The sequence below is a fragment of the Acinetobacter sp. AOR41_HL genome, assembly GCF_027854645.1.
Taxonomy (GTDB): Bacteria; Pseudomonadota; Gammaproteobacteria; order Pseudomonadales; family Moraxellaceae; genus Acinetobacter; species Acinetobacter nosocomialis.
The window spans coordinates 73,769-89,261 of sequence record NZ_JAKTHZ010000009.1 but is presented as its reverse complement, the minus strand read 5'-3'; the positions used below and the strand labels follow the sequence as shown (position 1 = coordinate 89,261).

Genomic DNA, 15,493 nt, shown 5'->3' with positions numbered 1-15,493 from the left:
AAATGTTTAAAAGTTGAATGTAAGCACAGCATAACTTGATTGGTTATAAAATTGATCTGATTTTTCAAAATGCTAGATCGGCAAATCAAACAACTTTGGCCTCTGTGCCACAACAGACTTTAATTTTTTGCGCTGATTTAAAGTACAACACCATTGCGACACAGAGTTAAAGAGCTAAGCCAACGTTTAGCCCAGACTACTTTTGTCACACCGCTGCATGGTGCTTAAAAAAGTAGGGGCAAAGTCCCGTGGGAGAACAGGACTTTGTAAACTGACATGTTCTAGGCGCTGCATCATTTTCGGGGAATAAGCTTTTTCAAGTTGCTGGTAAATACAGTCACAACTGGCCTCGCTATGCCCACCTGACAGACAAATTTTTTCAAACTCCTGTTGGGCATGAAGGCTACAACCTGCCACACCTAAGCTACCGACTATGAAACTTAAAGCCAAAAAGGGTTTATAAATTTTCATATTATTCTCATGAGTATTTATACGTATAACTAAAATAAAAAATATAATTGCTTGGGGAATTAAAATAATTTTTAAATAAAAGTTAATCCTCCTATAAATACAGGAAAATAAAATAATTAAAATTTTAAAATAAAATTAGTTTATAAATTTAAAAAAATAAGGCGTAAAAACCCAAATTTTAAATCAATAAAATAGTTAAAAAACAGAGAAAACGAGATTAAAAAATGTCATGGTCAACTCCTTAAAAAATGGAGTCCTACCACCAGATTACCGCGAATTAATTAGGGTGGTAGAACGAAAGGGGGTTGACAGACTGGAGCTCATAGACCCAGCACGCACGGGGCGTCCCCCTCCCGTCCTACCGCAAAGAAAAGGGGACGCAAGGGTCTAACGAATTATAGTAGAACTACAATCCGCTATGAGCTTACGGTCTGTCAAAACCGTCTGGCAATGTAGGCCAGCAACGAGATAATAATCGGTGATTTTAAATACGTCAATTTAATATTTAAAATATTTTTGATTTAATAATAAAACTAAATATGTTTTTTAAAATAACAGAATTATTATTAACTTTTTATTTATATTCGATGAAAAAAAATAATAAATATAGAAATATTTTGCCAGTTCCAAAAAAGAACTTGATCGTTAAGATTTATTTTTGTCGTTTTTATAGAGATAAGAATGGAACGAGTTGTCATCACAGGTATGGGAATTAATTCTTGTATTGGAAATACATTAGAGACAGTAACCGAGTCCTTAAAAGCAGGCCGCTCAGGCATTCGCTATAACGATGTCTATGCAAAACTAAACTTTCGAAGTCATGTGAGCGCCACTGCCGAAATGAATTTTGAAAATATCAATCCAGAACTAAAAAAACACATGGGCGTTTGCGCGATGTATGCCTACAACTCGGCACTCGATGCGTTACAACACGCCAAGCTTGAGGTAAATGACATTGCCAATAACCCAAAATATGGCGTGATTGGGGGAACAGGTGGCACTTCAACAGCATCTATCATCGACATGTTACATACCTTAAAAGAAAAAGGCGCAAGCGAAGTATCACCCGATTTAGCACCACGCTACCTCACCAGTACCATTAGCTCTAACTTATCGCGTGCCTTTAACTTAAAAGGCGTATCTCAATCGATCGCAAGTGCCTGCGCGACTTCAGCCGACGCAATCGGCTATGCATATCACCTTATTGCCGGTGGTAAACAAGACCTCATGCTGGCGGGTGGCGGTGAAGAAGACCATTGGTCCCAAACGGCAATATTCGATGCAATGGGCGCCTTATGCTCTAAATATAACGATGCACCTGAAACGGCTTCACGCCCATATTCTGTCGATAACGACGGCTTTGTGATCGCTGGCGGCGGTGGCATGGTGGTTTTAGAGTCTTTAAGCCATGCCCAAAAACGCGGAGCAAAAATTTTAGCAGAAGTGGTTGGGTACGCTGCCAATAGTGATGGTGTTGATATGGTGGCCCCGAGCGGTGAAGGCGCGACACGTTGCATCAAACTAGCACTCGCAGAAGCCAAGCAAAACGGCTCTGACACCATCGACTATATCAACACACATGGCACTTCAACGCCGGCAGGGGACATTCCCGAACTATTGGCCATAGAGCGAGCTTTTGGTAGTGAAAAAGTCCCGCCGCTCAGTTCGACAAAGTCCATGACTGGGCATAGTTTGGGGGCAGCAGGCGTACATGAAGCTATTTATTCTATTTTAATGCTGCAAAATAACTTTATTGCGCCGAGTATTAATATTACCGAACTGCGCGAAGAAGCTAAAAAGTTCGATATTGTTCAAACGAGCCGAGAAACCGAACTCAAAACAGTCATGAGTAATAGCTTTGGTTTTGGTGGGGTAAATACCTGTCTGGTTTTTAGAAAATGGGAAGGGTAATTTAAATATGAAATATATATGGGCGTGAGAAAAAGAATAGATTCAAATAGTTAAGAAAAGCGTAATGGATTACGCTTTTTCTCTCATCAGAAATAGTTTAAGCAGCTTGAATGGCTTCTCCACAAAGAGAAACGGTTTCTTGTTTATGCTGGTGTAAGTACCAGAACTGATCTGCAACTGTTTCTGGATGTACCGCGTAGGTTTTATCCTTCGCTTCAGGGGTTCCATCTACGAAACCGTTTACAATCACTTGGCTCACATAAACATTTGAGTCAGCAAGACTATGAGCAAGTAAGTTGGTGGCTTTGTATTGAGCGGCAGCAGTAGTTGCTAACGATGAATATTCTTTGGCAACTAAGTCAATGCCCACTGCATCGAAAGCAAAAATTCCGTTTGTCGATAAAATGCTACCGTGGTTCTTCTCTAAATCACCTAAGCAAGCTTGTACCGTCGCAATATAGCTCGAAACACGAATATGAAAGCTTTTAGTAAGCTCTAGTGGAGGGGTTTTTAAGATATTGCCTTCAATATCATGGAAAGCATTCCAATGAATATTTTTAATCTCTCCTAATTGATCTTTAATGCGTTTAATTAGGTTTGGTATATCTTCAAGAACCGCTAAATCACATGTAAAAGCGTAAGCTTCAATACCTTGTGCCTTAAGTTCTAAAATGGCTTTTTCGAGTTTTTCAGCATTACGTGCCACTAAACCGATTTTATAGCCTTCTTTACCAAACTTATGTGCTACGGCTTTGGAAATACCTGTTCCATAACCAAAAATTATAATATTGTTGTTCATTATAAAGTTCCAAAAAACCAATCATTTGGTTAGAAATAATTTATAATATGTTTTTATAATGTATTCAAGCGAAAAAATTAAATCTAAAAATAATGCAGAAAGAACAAGACAAAAATATGAAAAACAGAAAGAAGTTAGTTGGGTTTGAATACTTCGGATGATGTAGCTTTTATTAAAATTTCAAATTTATAAAAAACCTAGAGTAGTGTTTTCCGAACTGAAGAAATGTTTACTATCTATTTTCTAATAGGATCATAGAGTTATTTAATTGGTAAAATAAACCGAAAAATACAATTAAAGTGGAATTTAAATATAACTAATTATAGGTAAATGGGAATAAATTCTTTTAAATTTGTCTAATGGCGTAAAAATTCCCAAAAATATTAAAAATTCGCTTTTCTTAGAAAAACAATCCCGCAGGGTGCTGGCTAAACTATATCTCAAGGGTGTGATAGGGATCGAAAAGAGTAGCATGCACCAAAACGTATAACGTTAGTGTGTACTCACCCAAAAGGTCTCGATTCGGCTTAGGACGCTATAGATCAAAAGTTTATAGGCACAAGGTTATAACTTACAAAGTTATGATTGTTGAAGTAAACCATAGATGTTTTCCCTTGACACCCTAAAAAATTCTCTATAATAAAAACTATACTTTACAAGAATATAATTTATGAATAAGCCTTATCTTTCTGCTTTACCTAGCGACAGTCAAATCTCATCTCAATTGAACAATGCCTACTTCCACGACTCGTGGAGTATTGTGCTGGGTCGGCCAGACCTGAATGTATTTGGGCAACTTATTAAGCTATTTCAACACACTCCAGCGTGGATAGAGTGGAGCATGAATATGCGTAATAAAATTACTTCAAAAATTGGGCTTAAAGACTTAGGAAGTTTCAAACAGATTGATTCGAATAAAAAAGAAAATGAGTATGTCGCAGGCGACCGAATTGGAATTTTTACCTTACGGCAACGTACCGAAAATGAGTTAGTGATTGGAGATGATGACAAGCATTTAAATGTGACTTTATCTATTTATAAGAATGAAAAGACTCAAGTACTGACGGTAACCACAGTGGTGCATATTAAAAATTGGCTTGGAAGACTCTACATGGTTCCGGTGATTCCTGCACATCGAAAAATAGTGCCAGCAACTTTACAAATATTGGGTTAAAGCATTATTTTTATTTACGATGTTGTCGCCTGAAATCATTTATATAATATCCTTATTATTATAATTGCGAGCTGAATAAGATGGAGAATAAAAACCAGTGTCGCCAATGCGCCGTATGCGGAAAGAATTTCCCGTTAAAAGATCTGGTTTCGGGTGAAGTCATTCGAAATGTGATTAGCGATGAAATTATCCAAGATCATCCAGATTGGAATTACTCAAGTTTTATTTGTCGAGCCGATCTGGCAGATTATCGAATTAAATACGTGCAATCATTATTACGCTCCGAAAAGGGTGAACTCTCGAATTTAGAAAATGAAGTGATTGGCAGTATGCAACGCCATGAATTAATTAGCCGAAATACCGAATCTGATTTTGATCAAAAGTGGACGTTTGGAGAAAAGTTAGCAGATAAGATTGCATCATTTGGTGGAAGTTGGTCTTTCCTTATTTGTTTTGCGATCTTTTTAACAGGTTGGATAGTATTAAATACAGTCGTGATGGTAGTCCGTCCTGTCGACCCTTATCCTTTTATTTTGCTGAATTTAGTGCTGTCATGTTTAGCCGCAATTCAGGCACCTATTATTATGATGAGTCAAAATCGTCAAGAAGCTAAAGACCGTTTGCGCTCTCAACATGACTATCAAATTAATTTAAAAGCTGAGCTTGAGATTCGCCATTTGCATGAAAAAATGGATCATCTTTTATCGCATCAGTGGGAAAGGCTTGCACATATTCAAGAAATTCAGCTCGATCTTTTAGCTGAAATGAATAAAAAGCGATAAAGATTTTTCGAGTTTCACGTGGAACATGATGATAGCTTATAGATTGTTTTGCGGTAGGTCTGAAATTTCTTTATGATTTGCCGCCATGCTCCATTGCTGTTTCTACGACCATGCCTTTAAACGACAACTTTGTTTACACTCCACCACAAGATCCGCTTTCAATTTTATTTGAAGATGACGATTTGATTGTGGTTGATAAACCTGCGGGTTTGTTGTCGGTCATGGGCCGGTTACCTGAGCATCATGACAGTGCTTATTTAAGGGTACTGGAAAAGTTCCCTTTGGCTAAAGTGACGCATCGTTTAGATATGGCAACCTCGGGTTTGCTTATGTTTGCCAAGCACCGTGATGCAGAAGTCGCGGTAAGTAAAATGTTTCAGGCCAGAACAGTCAAAAAGCATTATATTGCTTTGGTGCAAGGCCAAGTCGCACAAGAGGGTAGCGTTGAAGTTCCGCTCATTACCGACTGGGAAAATCGCCCAAAACAAATTGTACATTTTGAATTAGGCAAACATGCTAAAACCTTGTTTCAGCCTCTCACCTATGATGAAAACACTGATCAAACTCGAGTGTTACTTGAACCAGTCACAGGGCGTTCACATCAGCTACGTGTGCACATGATGCATATTGGCCATCCGATTATGGGCGATAAGCTGTATCACCCTGAACCTAAACGTTTTCATTTAAGCCGTATGGCCTTACATGCTGCGTATTTGGCTTTTCAACATCCATTGAAAGGAACCGATGTAGTGATTGAATCGCAAGTGCCTTTTTAAAAAATTAAAATTTGATGCAATTCGCAACTGAATACATATCCAAACTGCAATAAAAGTCGGTTATTCTTGATGTCGAATAATACAAATTAGAGCAACAACAAGGACAATCTAATGAATCGCGACTATGAACAATTTCCCGATGACGATAACGGCAATGTACTTTGGCAAATGGTTGAAGATGGGGATGACTTAACAGAGCTGCATGAAATTGAATTTTCAATTGCTTTTCATGATCAAAAAAATGCAGAGCAATGTGCACTTTATTTACTTTACCAAGAACAAAAAGTTTCTCTTTTCCAAGATGACTCTGTTGAGCCGAATGAATGGGTAATTACCATCTTCGTGAATATGGAACCTGAATATTCAGATATTGTTGACTTGGAACAATGGTTTGCCAGCATCGCTGAAAAATTTCAGGGTGAATATGATGGTTGGGGCTGTATGGCTTATGTCTTCGAAGAAGAGAGTGAGGAAGATGACCTGTTACAGTAAGGTCTAAAAATAGTAGGAGATAATCATGAGCTTATCTCAGAAACAAATTGCGGTACGGTTTCTAGAACTTGCCGCAGCAGGCGAAGTCGATGAAGCCTATAGCAATTACACTGCGCCTAACTTCAAGCATCACAATCCTTATTATGCGGGTGATGCGACTTCTTTGAAGGAAGGGATGCGTGAAAGCGCGGCTGAAAATCCCAATAAAGTCTTTAATGTTCAACATGTCATTGAAGATGGGACTTTGGTCGCCGTGCATTCGAAACTTGAAATGCAAATGAACGGCAAATCCACCATTTTGGCTGTGGTTCATATTTGCCGTTTTGAAAATGGAAAAATTGCTGAGCTTTGGGATATCGGACAAATACAGCCCGAACAGCTTGTAAATGAAAATGGCATGTTCTAATAAAAAAGCCCGAAAATAATTCGGGCTTTTTTATTTTATAGATAAATTAAAACTTCCACTGTGCCGAGATTGAGGCGTTTAGTGGCTCACCCGGCTGAACCCATAAATCGCTATAGCTTGAGACATAGTAGGTTTTATCAAATAGGTTGTTTACGTTCAGTTGATAGCGTAAGCGGTCAGATGGAGCATAGTAAGCATTTAAGTTTACGAGGGTATAGCTTGGTAAATTAAAGCCATTATCAAGGTTATGTCCACTGCGTTCACCCACATAGGTAAGGTTGGCACCTACACCTGCTTTTGTTGAGCCTTCTTGTAGAAACTCATAATTGGTACTTACAGCACCTTGGTGTTTTGGAACATTACTTAGACGTGCACCTTTTGCCAAGTCTTGATCTTTTTCAATTTGAGCATCGGTATAGCTATAGTTGGCATTGACGAACCAGCGGTCAGTGATTTGGCTATTTAAGTCAAATTCAACTCCTTTACTACTCACTTCGCCTGCTGCGGTTTGAAAGTTACTGTCGATTGGGTCAGTTGTGAGTACATTTCGTTTTTTCATTTTAAACAGAGCGAGACTAATCACACTTTGGTCATTCACTTTATATTTGGTGCCGACCTCGTAGCTTTCGCCTTTTTCAGGAGCAAAAGTCTGACCATTTCGGTTCATACCACTATTCATGGCAAATGAGCGACCATAGTTGGTATAAAACGCCCATTGGTCAGAGGCTTTAAAATTTATTCCGAAACGCGGACTATTTTGGTGAAGCGTCTGGTTGCTTTCAGTCTGAGTCAGGTGATTTTTAAAGTCTTGTTCGACCTGATCAAAACGGTTGCCAAATAGCACACTCCACTGGTCATTAAAAAAGATCTGATCTTGTACATTAAGCGCAAAGTAACGCTGCTGTTCTTTTGTATTGGTAAATGGTGCTAGGTTTGATAAATATTTGCCATATTCAGGTTGGTAAATATCAATTGTGTTTGGTGAGCTTGTGCTGTGATTACGACGAAGCTGGTTTTGTTTGTAGTCGAGTTGACCAAGTTCGGTTGAAAGTAAAATTTCATGGCGAGCCCAAGACGTATCAAGCTTGCCAAGTAACTCTGTCTGAGCCAGCACATCTTCGCTTGTATAATCACGATAGCGACGTTGACGCTCTAAAGTACGTCCATCGGCTTGTATACGACGAGGTTCGGTTGCAAAGCCGACCATTTTAGCGTCTTTATAGCTAACCGCACTATTTAGCTTCCAGTCAGGGTTAAATTCGTGACTCAGACGTAATTGGTAAAAGTAATCTTTTATTTTCAAATCGCCATCGTCAGGTTCACCTGTAAAGGTTTTCGGGTCCATCACAAACTGGTGATTGACTGTGCTGACACCACGGTCAAAGGTTCCTTTATGCTCTGTAAATTCACTGTCAAAGTCGAGTTGCGTTTGGTCTGAAATTTTCCATGTGAGCTGTGGTGAAAAGAACCAGCGTTCACTGCTGACATGATCACGAAAGCTTTGATTATCTTCATGAGCCACTGCTACACGATAGGCCAGTTCATCGTTTATAGGCGCCGTGTGTTCCAGACTAATTCGATATTGTTCTTGGGTATTGGCACGTAGGTTAACTTCACTTTCGCTTTCCCACTGTGGTTTTTTACTGTTGAGGTTAAGCAAACCACCTGTTTCGCCGCGACCATATAAAGCCGCCATAGGCCCTTTTAAAAACTCTAAAGATTCAATATTTACGACATCTTTGGGAGCGCTAATCCCTCGGTTGACACTCAAGCCGTTTCGAATCATGGATGCACCTAAATTGGGGTCGGTACTAAAACCACGAAATGAGTAGTTATCCCAAAAACCACCACCGAAACTATTTTGATGAAATACCCCACTCACCAAGCTTAATGCGTCATCAATCCGTTGAACGTCTTGTTGTTCCATCATTTGTTTTGAAACATAAGCACGGTTAAAAGGGACATCTAAAACATGGTGAGAAAATTTAGTCGCCGAGCTATTTTGGCTCACACCTTCTTGGGTACTTTCAGCCTGAACGCGTATGGTCTCAAGTACCGTTGACGTTTCTTCTGCCCAAGTGAATGTCGATATAAATGATAGACCCAACGAAGACAACAATCCTAATTTGTGTTGCATAAATAATCAGCCATAAAAGACAAAAGAACTATAATGTAATAGTATAACGTTACATTATTTTATTAATTACCGCTATGCCTATAGAAAAAAATATTGAACGTTTACAGTCGATTGATGCATTGCGTGGTTTGGTTATCCTCATTATGTTGCTCGACCATGTAAGAGAAACTTTCTATTTACATAAACAGGTTACCGATCCAATGGACGTAACAGTAACAGAACCAGCATTATTTGGCAGTCGATTATTGGCCCATATTTGCGCTCCGGTTTTTGTACTTTTAACCGGTATTTCTGCATTTTTATTTCAATCAAAAAAACAGGACTTACAACAAACGCGTACCTTTCTATTAAAACGCGGCTTATTTTTAATTGTGTTAGAGCTTACCCTTGTGAATTTTGCATGGACAGCGACTTTTCCACCCGAAGTCATTTATTTACAGGTGATTTGGGCGATCGGTATTAGCATGGTGGTATTAGCTTGCTGTGTAAGTTTACCTTTGCCTATTCTTGCTGGTGTAGCGTTGGTCATTATTTTTGGGCACAACTTATTAGATTCTGTGCATTTCTCACAAGGCATTCTACAAAATATATGGTTCGTTTTACATGAACGTGGCTGGCTTGAGTTTGCGGGTATCAAGCTTCGTACAAGTTACCCTGTTTTACCTTGGATTGGTGTGATTTTATTGGGCTACGTATTAGGCCAGTTGTTTAGTTCAAAATATACAGCAAAGCAAAGAGGCCGCGCTTTACTTAGTCTAGGTTTCGCAAGTATTGGGTTGTTTGTTTTACTGCGTTTTATCAATGTTTATGGTGACCAGCCGTGGCAGCATTTTGAGTCATTACAACTGAGCCTCATGAGCTTTTTTAACCTCACTAAGTATCCGCCGTCTTTACTGTTTATTTTGCTAAATGTTGGGATCGGATTAATTGTACTGACTGCTTTTGAACGTATGCAGCAATATTCATTTCTAAAACCATTGGTCGTGTTTGGCTCGGTGCCGATGTTCTTTTATTTACTGCATTTATATGTGCTGAAACTGATGTATGTGTTTGCGCTAAGTATGTGGGGAGCAAACTATGGGAGTTATTTGTCGGTCGGCCATGTATGGATGCTGTGGCTAATCACGATTGTACTGTCTTTTGCACTCTATCCAGCGGTTAAATGGTTCTCGAAGTTCAAGCATCAAAACAAGCATATTTCGATTTTAAAATATTTCTAATTTTCAAAAGGTAAGTAAAGCGAGTTCAATAATGCTCGCTTTACTTACTTACATCTAAATATAGGGTTTCTTTCACTTCTTCCATGACCACATAACTGTGTGAAGATGCCGAAGCGGGGAGTTTCTTTAATAGATCTCCTAATAAGCGGCGGTATGCACTCATTTCTTTTAAGCGTGCTTTTACAAGGTAGTCAAATTCACCTGAAATGAGGTGGCATTCAAGCACTTCAGGAATCTCAACTAAATCTTTAGCCACCTGATCAAATACGTCACCAGATTTGGCAGATAACTTAATTTCTAAAAAGACCAGCAGATTGCGGTCTACGTAGGCGGGGTTTAGGCGGGCGTAATAACCCATGATAATGCCATCGCGTTCAAGACGCTTTACACGCTCTGAACAGGGGGTGGTCGATAGGTTGACTCTCGATGCCAATTCACTAATCGCAATTCGTCCTTCACGCTGCAAAATGTCCAGAATCATGCGATCTATACGATCTAACGGGCGCATAGATATTTCCTCTTTTTTTAAAATTCTCGCGAGAAAAACATAAAATTACCTAGATTATAGCCTGAAAAACAGTGAAATAAACTATTGAAGCAGAAATATACTAGTGAAATAAACTGGTGTGCGTGAGGGAATGGAAATGCGCGTAATTGTTTTAGGTAGCGGCGTTATTGGAGTGGCAAGTGCCTATTATTTAGCTCGTCAAGGAGCTGAGGTCACTGTTCTTGATCGCCAGTCAGGTCCTGCTGAAGAAACTAGCTTTGGTAATGCAGGCCAAATTTCGCCTGGGTATTCGACCCCTTGGGCAGCACCAGGAATTCCTTTTAAAGCTGTGAAATGGATGTTCCAACATCACGCACCGCTTGCGATTAATTTAGATGGTAGTATGTGGCAGTTACAGTGGATGGCGCAAATGCTGAAAAACTGTAATCCGCAAAGTTATGCCGTGAATAAAGAACGCATGATGCGTGTGGCTGAATACAGCCGTGACTGTTTACGTGAACTCAGAAAAGATACGGGTATTCACTACGAAAACCGCGCTAAAGGTACGTTGCAGCTATTCCGTAAAGAAGCACAAATGGAAGCGGTTCAACGCGACATTAGTGTGCTTGAAGAATGCGGCGTAAGCTACGAATTATTAAATGGTAACGAGCTTGGTCGTGTAGAACCAGCTTTAGCAAATGCACAAGATAAACTCGTTGGTGGTTTACACTTACCAAATGATGAAACAGGTGACTGTTATTTATTTACCAATGCCTTAGCTCAAATTGCTAAAGAGCTAGGTGTTAACTTCCAGTTTAATCAGAACGTAGAAAAATTGATTGTTGAAGGCGACCAAATTAAGGGCGTTCAAGTTAATGGTAAAGTTTTAACAGCAGATCGTTATGTCCTAGCGTTTGGTAGCTATTCACGTGATTTCTTGAAACCACTTGATCTACCGTTGCCTGTATATCCTGTAAAAGGTTACTCGTTGACGATTCCTATTGTTGACCCAGCTTTTGCTCCGCAATCTACAGTGCTTGATGAAACCTATAAAATCGCGATTACTCGTTTTGACCAACGTATTCGTGTAGGTGGAATGGCAGAGTTAAGCGGTTTCAATTTGGGTCTAAACGAAGACCGCCGTGCAACCTTGCAAATGGTGACTCAAGACTTGTTCCCGGGCGGCGATATGGCACAGGCGTCTTTCTGGACAGGTTTACGTCCAATGACACCAGACAGTACTCCAATTATTGGTGCGACTCGCTTTAAAAATCTGTTCTTGAATACAGGTCACGGTACTTTAGGTTGGACCATGGCGTGTGGTTCAGGAAAATTAATCAGTGACATCGTATTGAATCATAAGACTGATATCAGTACCGATGGCCTTTCAATTCAGCGTTATTCACACGCGCACGCAGCTTAACGGGCGTTAGGAAAGTAATCATGCCTCGTCCTATTACCGCAGTGATCCACCGTCAAGCTTTACAAAATAACTTGGCGGTGGTGCGCAAGGCTATGCCAAACAGTAAGGTCTTTGCCGTTGTAAAAGCCAATGCTTATGGACACGGAATTGAACGTGTTTATGAAGCATTTAAAGCAGCAGATGGCTTTGCCTTACTTGATCTTGATGAAGCAAAACGAATTCGTGCTCTAGGTTGGACAGGTCCAATTTTATTGCTCGAAGGAGTTTTCTCTCCTCAAGATTTATTTGATTGTGTGCAGTATCAGCTTAGTTTCACCATTCATAGTGAAGCGCAAATTGAGTGGGTAGAAAAGCATCCTTATCCAGCTCAATTTGATGTTTTCTTGAAAATGAATAGTGGAATGAACCGTCTTGGTTTTAAACCACAGCATTACGTTCAGGCTTGGGAACGTTTAAATAACTTGGCAAATGTGTTCAAGATTACGCACATGACGCATTTTTCAGATGCAGATGCCGATCGTTTTGGTCAGCAAGGTATTAATTATCAAATTACTGCCTTTGAAGAAATTGTGAAGGATTTACCGGGTGAAAGATCGGTAAGTAATAGTGCGGCAATTTTGCGCTATCAAGACCAGCTCAAATCAGATTATGCCCGCAGTGGCATCATGCTCTATGGCAGCTCGCCAGATTACCCAACGCATAGTATTGCAGATTGGGGTTTACAACCGACCATGAGCTTACGTAGTGAAATTATTTCCGTTCAGCATTTATAACCGAATGAAAGCGTAGGTTATGGCTCAAACTTTGTCGCAGAGCAACCCATGACGATTGGGATTGTGGCTTGCGGCTATGCCGATGGTTATCAACGTATTTCGCCAACAGGTACTCCAGTTTTAGTGGACTCAGTACGCACACGTACAGTTGGCCGCGTCAGTATGGATATGTTGGCAGTCGATTTAACGGGGATTGAGAGTGCCAAAGTCGGTAGTGAAGTGGTGCTCTGGGGGCAATCAAGTACAGGCGTTGTTCTACCTATAGACGATGTTGCAGTTTCATCCGGTACGGTGGGTTATGAACTGATGTGTGCTGTCACCGCCCGTGTTCAATTTATTAATCAGGTATAAGGAAATCCGAATGTCTAATTCAGATATACAAAAGATTAACACCAACGAAGTCATGAGTGCCGTGACTGTTTTTAACAAAGTGGTTTATCTGTCAGGTCAGGTGCCTAAAAATACCGAGCAAGACGTGGCAGGCCAAACCCGTGAAATTCTTGCAACAATTGATGAACTTTTGGCATTAGCCAATACCGATAAATCTCGCTTGCTCTCTGCACAGCTCTATTTGAAAAATCTTTCTGACTTTTCAACTGTAAATGCAATTTGGGTTGACTGGTTAAAAGGGTGTGTTGCTCCATCGCGTGCCACAATTCAGGCCGATTTGGTCAATCCAGATTGGCTCATTGAAATTGCCGTGACGGCAGCACAAAAGTAATTCGTTTTTACTCCAAAAATGATGATGTATCTAACAGAAGGAAGATAGATACGGTTTATCCAGTCATTTTTTGGTGAACAGATTCAGTGACCTATGGCATACGGTTCGATTTTCGCCATAGGTTGCTGATCTTAACAAAGGAATTCAAAAAGGAATTTTATATGACAACGGCTCGTCATTCAGATACGGAAAATTCTCCTGATCATCTGCAACGAAAACTGTCTAACCGTCATTTACAACTGATTGCTATTGGCGGTGCAATTGGAACTGGCCTATTTATGGGCTCAGGTAAAACCATCTCCCTCGCAGGTCCTTCAATTCTCTTTATTTATATGATTATTGGAGGTATATTCTTTTTCTTAATGCGTGCAATGGGTGAACTACTCCTTGCAAATCTGCATTACAAATCTTTTGTTGATATGGCTCATGACCTGATTGGTCCTTGGGCCGGTTACTATTTGGGTTGGACCTATTGGTTAGGTTGGGTGCTGGTCGGTATTGCGGACCTTTCAGCAGTCATTAACTATTTGAGTTTCTGGTTGCCAGATGGTGCAAGTTTCTCTCCAATACAGCAGGCTATGATTAGTGCTGGCTGTGTGTTGTTTGTGATGGGTCTTAATCTCCTAACAGTACGTCTATTTGGTGAAATTGAGTTTTGGTTTGCCCTTATTAAGATTCTGGCAATTATTGGCCTGATCGGGGTAGGTGGCTATATGATTTTCAGCCATTTCCAAGCTCCGCAAGGCGCTGTTGCCAGCATTAGTAATGTCTGGTCACATGGCGGTTTATTTCCGAAAGGTACAGAAGGCTTTTTGGCAGGATTCCAGATTGCCGTTTTTGCTTTTGTCGGTGTTGAGTTGGTTGGTACGACAGCTGCTGAAACCAAAGACCCGCAGAAGAACTTACCAAAAGCAATTAACGCGATTCCGGTACGTATTATCCTCTTCTACGTGCTAGCACTATTTATTGTGATGTCAGTAACCCCATGGGACCACATTCGTGCCGATAAAAGCCCATTTGTTGAGTTATTCTTAAATGCGGGTATTCCGGTTTCTGCAATTATTATGAACTTGGTTGTTCTGTCATCGGTGATGTCTTCAATGAACAGCGGTGTGTTTTCAACCAGTCGTATGCTGTTCGGTTTATCAAAAGATGGTCAGGCACCGGGTACTTTTGGTCGTTTATCAAAACGTGCAGTACCGTCAAATGGTTTGATTTTCTCTTGTACTTTCATTATGGGGGGGGCAGTGCTTCAGTACTTTGTTCCAAACACCATGGAGGCATTTACGTTGGCAAGTTCACTTTGTGTGATTCTATTCATTAGTGTTTGGAGTCTCATTATGGTGTGCTATTTACGCTATCGTAAATTACGTCCTGAATTACATGAAAAATCGACATTTAAAATGCCGGGTGGCATTTTGATGAGTTATGTTGTTTTGGCATTTATGCTTTTTACTTTAGTTATTTTGGCATTAGAGCCAGATACTTTGAAAGCTTTATATGTCAGTCCGGTATGGTTAGTTATTTTAGGTGTTACCTATCATGTGTTGTATAAACCACGCATGAAAAAGCTAGGACGTGAACTCGTTAACGATCATTAAGTTTTATTAAAAAGCCAATCAATCATGATTGGCTTTTTTTATTTTCATCAGTTTTTTTATCGGAATAATATTGTTTATTTTTGAATCAATAGCACAGTTTTGAGGGGGGGAGTAAAGCGACATCTAGCATTATCACATGCTAAACTCCGGCTAATCTGGTGAATCGAGATTGGATAATTAAAATTGCCGTGAAGGCAGTACATAAATAATGCAACTTAAAAAATAGGGACAAAAGATAGATCAATTAAGGAAAAAATATACTTGAACATCTTGTCCTGAGGTATAGACTCAGCAACCCACGATATACGGTTCGTTTTCTC

The 15,493-nt window shown here is 39.9% G+C and carries 14 protein-coding genes and 1 pseudogene; 11 read left to right on the top strand and 4 right to left on the bottom strand.

Annotation, left to right across the window (positions count from 1 at the left end):
• Positions 1–186 precede the first annotated feature (186 nt).
• The gene (locus MKL35_RS01945) at positions 187–471 is read right to left on the bottom strand and encodes a hypothetical protein (RefSeq protein WP_000708397.1); all 285 of its coding nucleotides are present in this window, start codon (positions 469–471) and stop codon (positions 187–189) included.
• Positions 472–1,152: 681 nt separating this feature from the next.
• Between MKL35_RS01945 and MKL35_RS01940 the strand changes: the two genes are divergently transcribed.
• A complete protein-coding gene (locus tag MKL35_RS01940; protein ID WP_106479627.1) occupies positions 1,153–2,382 on the top strand; it encodes a beta-ketoacyl synthase N-terminal-like domain-containing protein in 1,230 nt (409 codons plus the stop codon).
• Between the two features lie 97 nt (positions 2,383–2,479).
• Here the strand turns inward: MKL35_RS01940 and MKL35_RS01935 are convergent, their stop codons facing one another.
• Complete coding sequence (locus MKL35_RS01935; protein ID WP_002050560.1) at positions 2,480–3,181, bottom strand: SDR family NAD(P)-dependent oxidoreductase; 702 nt, start codon at positions 3,179–3,181, stop codon at positions 2,480–2,482.
• A 670-nt stretch (positions 3,182–3,851) separates the two neighbouring features.
• Between MKL35_RS01935 and MKL35_RS01930 the strand changes: the two genes are divergently transcribed.
• The 5 genes from MKL35_RS01930 to MKL35_RS01910 all read left to right on the top strand — a co-directional run bounded on the left by MKL35_RS01930 (position 3,852) and on the right by MKL35_RS01910 (position 6,811).
• Positions 3,852–4,355, top strand: coding sequence for a DUF2867 domain-containing protein (locus MKL35_RS01930; RefSeq protein WP_106479628.1), 504 nt, complete (start codon positions 3,852–3,854; stop codon positions 4,353–4,355).
• An 80-nt stretch (positions 4,356–4,435) separates the two neighbouring features.
• Positions 4,436–5,137, top strand: a complete 702-nt coding sequence (locus tag MKL35_RS01925) for a DUF1003 domain-containing protein (protein ID WP_004711125.1) — start codon at positions 4,436–4,438, stop codon at positions 5,135–5,137.
• Between the two features lie 110 nt (positions 5,138–5,247).
• Positions 5,248–5,913 (top strand): RluA family pseudouridine synthase, encoded by a 666-nt coding sequence (locus tag MKL35_RS01920; protein WP_032010341.1) that lies wholly within the window; start codon positions 5,248–5,250, stop codon positions 5,911–5,913.
• Positions 5,914–6,024: 111 nt separating this feature from the next.
• On the top strand, positions 6,025–6,405 hold the full coding sequence (locus tag MKL35_RS01915; protein WP_002050544.1) for a ribonuclease E inhibitor RraB: 381 nt from the start codon (positions 6,025–6,027) through the stop codon (positions 6,403–6,405).
• Positions 6,406–6,430: 25 nt separating this feature from the next.
• Entirely contained in the window at positions 6,431–6,811 is a 381-nt protein-coding gene (locus MKL35_RS01910) for a nuclear transport factor 2 family protein (protein ID WP_004711122.1), read from the top strand.
• Positions 6,812–6,857: 46 nt separating this feature from the next.
• Here the strand turns inward: MKL35_RS01910 and MKL35_RS01905 are convergent, their stop codons facing one another.
• Positions 6,858–8,948, bottom strand: a complete 2,091-nt coding sequence (locus MKL35_RS01905) for a TonB-dependent receptor (RefSeq protein WP_032010339.1) — start codon at positions 8,946–8,948, stop codon at positions 6,858–6,860.
• A gap of 74 nt (positions 8,949–9,022) precedes the next feature.
• Between MKL35_RS01905 and MKL35_RS01900 the strand changes: the two genes are divergently transcribed.
• Positions 9,023–10,168 carry a DUF1624 domain-containing protein gene (locus tag MKL35_RS01900; RefSeq protein WP_032010338.1) on the top strand — a complete coding sequence of 382 codons (1,146 nt, stop codon included), beginning with the start codon at positions 9,023–9,025 and terminating at the stop codon, positions 10,166–10,168.
• Between the two features lie 40 nt (positions 10,169–10,208).
• Here the strand turns inward: MKL35_RS01900 and MKL35_RS01895 are convergent, their stop codons facing one another.
• Entirely contained in the window at positions 10,209–10,676 is a 468-nt protein-coding gene (locus MKL35_RS01895; protein WP_270912688.1) for an Lrp/AsnC ligand binding domain-containing protein, read from the bottom strand.
• Between the two features lie 136 nt (positions 10,677–10,812).
• Here MKL35_RS01895 and MKL35_RS01890 point away from each other — a divergent pair, with 136 nt between their 5' ends.
• From MKL35_RS01890 to MKL35_RS01875, 4 genes and pseudogenes are all read left to right on the top strand, one after another.
• On the top strand, positions 10,813–12,078 hold the full coding sequence (locus MKL35_RS01890) for a D-amino acid dehydrogenase (protein WP_032010335.1): 1,266 nt from the start codon (positions 10,813–10,815) through the stop codon (positions 12,076–12,078).
• Positions 12,079–12,098: 20 nt separating this feature from the next.
• Positions 12,099–13,202: pseudogene (gene alr / locus MKL35_RS01885) on the top strand (alanine racemase).
• Between the two features lie 10 nt (positions 13,203–13,212).
• On the top strand, positions 13,213–13,572 hold the full coding sequence (locus MKL35_RS01880) for a RidA family protein (RefSeq protein ID WP_000071347.1): 360 nt from the start codon (positions 13,213–13,215) through the stop codon (positions 13,570–13,572).
• A gap of 161 nt (positions 13,573–13,733) precedes the next feature.
• On the top strand, positions 13,734–15,173 hold the full coding sequence (locus MKL35_RS01875) for an amino acid permease (RefSeq protein ID WP_032010332.1): 1,440 nt from the start codon (positions 13,734–13,736) through the stop codon (positions 15,171–15,173).
• The last annotated feature ends 320 nt before the right edge of the window (positions 15,174–15,493 follow it).

What these genes read in the sequence shown, in the direction of transcription:
- MKL35_RS01945 (WP_000708397.1), bottom strand. Translation starts at nt 471, where the DNA reads ATGAAAATTTATAAACCCTTTTTGGCTTTAAGTTTCATAGTCGGTAGC.
- MKL35_RS01940 (WP_106479627.1), top strand. Translation starts at nt 1,153, where the DNA reads ATGGAACGAGTTGTCATCACAGGTATGGGAATTAATTCTTGTATTGGA.
- MKL35_RS01935 (WP_002050560.1), bottom strand. Translation starts at nt 3,181, where the DNA reads ATGAACAACAATATTATAATTTTTGGTTATGGAACAGGTATTTCCAAA.
- MKL35_RS01930 (WP_106479628.1), top strand. Translation starts at nt 3,852, where the DNA reads ATGAATAAGCCTTATCTTTCTGCTTTACCTAGCGACAGTCAAATCTCA.
- MKL35_RS01925 (WP_004711125.1), top strand. Translation starts at nt 4,436, where the DNA reads ATGGAGAATAAAAACCAGTGTCGCCAATGCGCCGTATGCGGAAAGAAT.
- MKL35_RS01920 (WP_032010341.1), top strand. Translation starts at nt 5,248, where the DNA reads ATGCCTTTAAACGACAACTTTGTTTACACTCCACCACAAGATCCGCTT.
- MKL35_RS01915 (WP_002050544.1), top strand. Translation starts at nt 6,025, where the DNA reads ATGAATCGCGACTATGAACAATTTCCCGATGACGATAACGGCAATGTA.
- MKL35_RS01910 (WP_004711122.1), top strand. Translation starts at nt 6,431, where the DNA reads ATGAGCTTATCTCAGAAACAAATTGCGGTACGGTTTCTAGAACTTGCC.
- MKL35_RS01905 (WP_032010339.1), bottom strand. Translation starts at nt 8,948, where the DNA reads ATGCAACACAAATTAGGATTGTTGTCTTCGTTGGGTCTATCATTTATA.
- MKL35_RS01900 (WP_032010338.1), top strand. Translation starts at nt 9,023, where the DNA reads ATGCCTATAGAAAAAAATATTGAACGTTTACAGTCGATTGATGCATTG.
- MKL35_RS01895 (WP_270912688.1), bottom strand. Translation starts at nt 10,676, where the DNA reads ATGCGCCCGTTAGATCGTATAGATCGCATGATTCTGGACATTTTGCAG.
- MKL35_RS01890 (WP_032010335.1), top strand. Translation starts at nt 10,813, where the DNA reads ATGCGCGTAATTGTTTTAGGTAGCGGCGTTATTGGAGTGGCAAGTGCC.
- MKL35_RS01880 (WP_000071347.1), top strand. Translation starts at nt 13,213, where the DNA reads ATGTCTAATTCAGATATACAAAAGATTAACACCAACGAAGTCATGAGT.
- MKL35_RS01875 (WP_032010332.1), top strand. Translation starts at nt 13,734, where the DNA reads ATGACAACGGCTCGTCATTCAGATACGGAAAATTCTCCTGATCATCTG.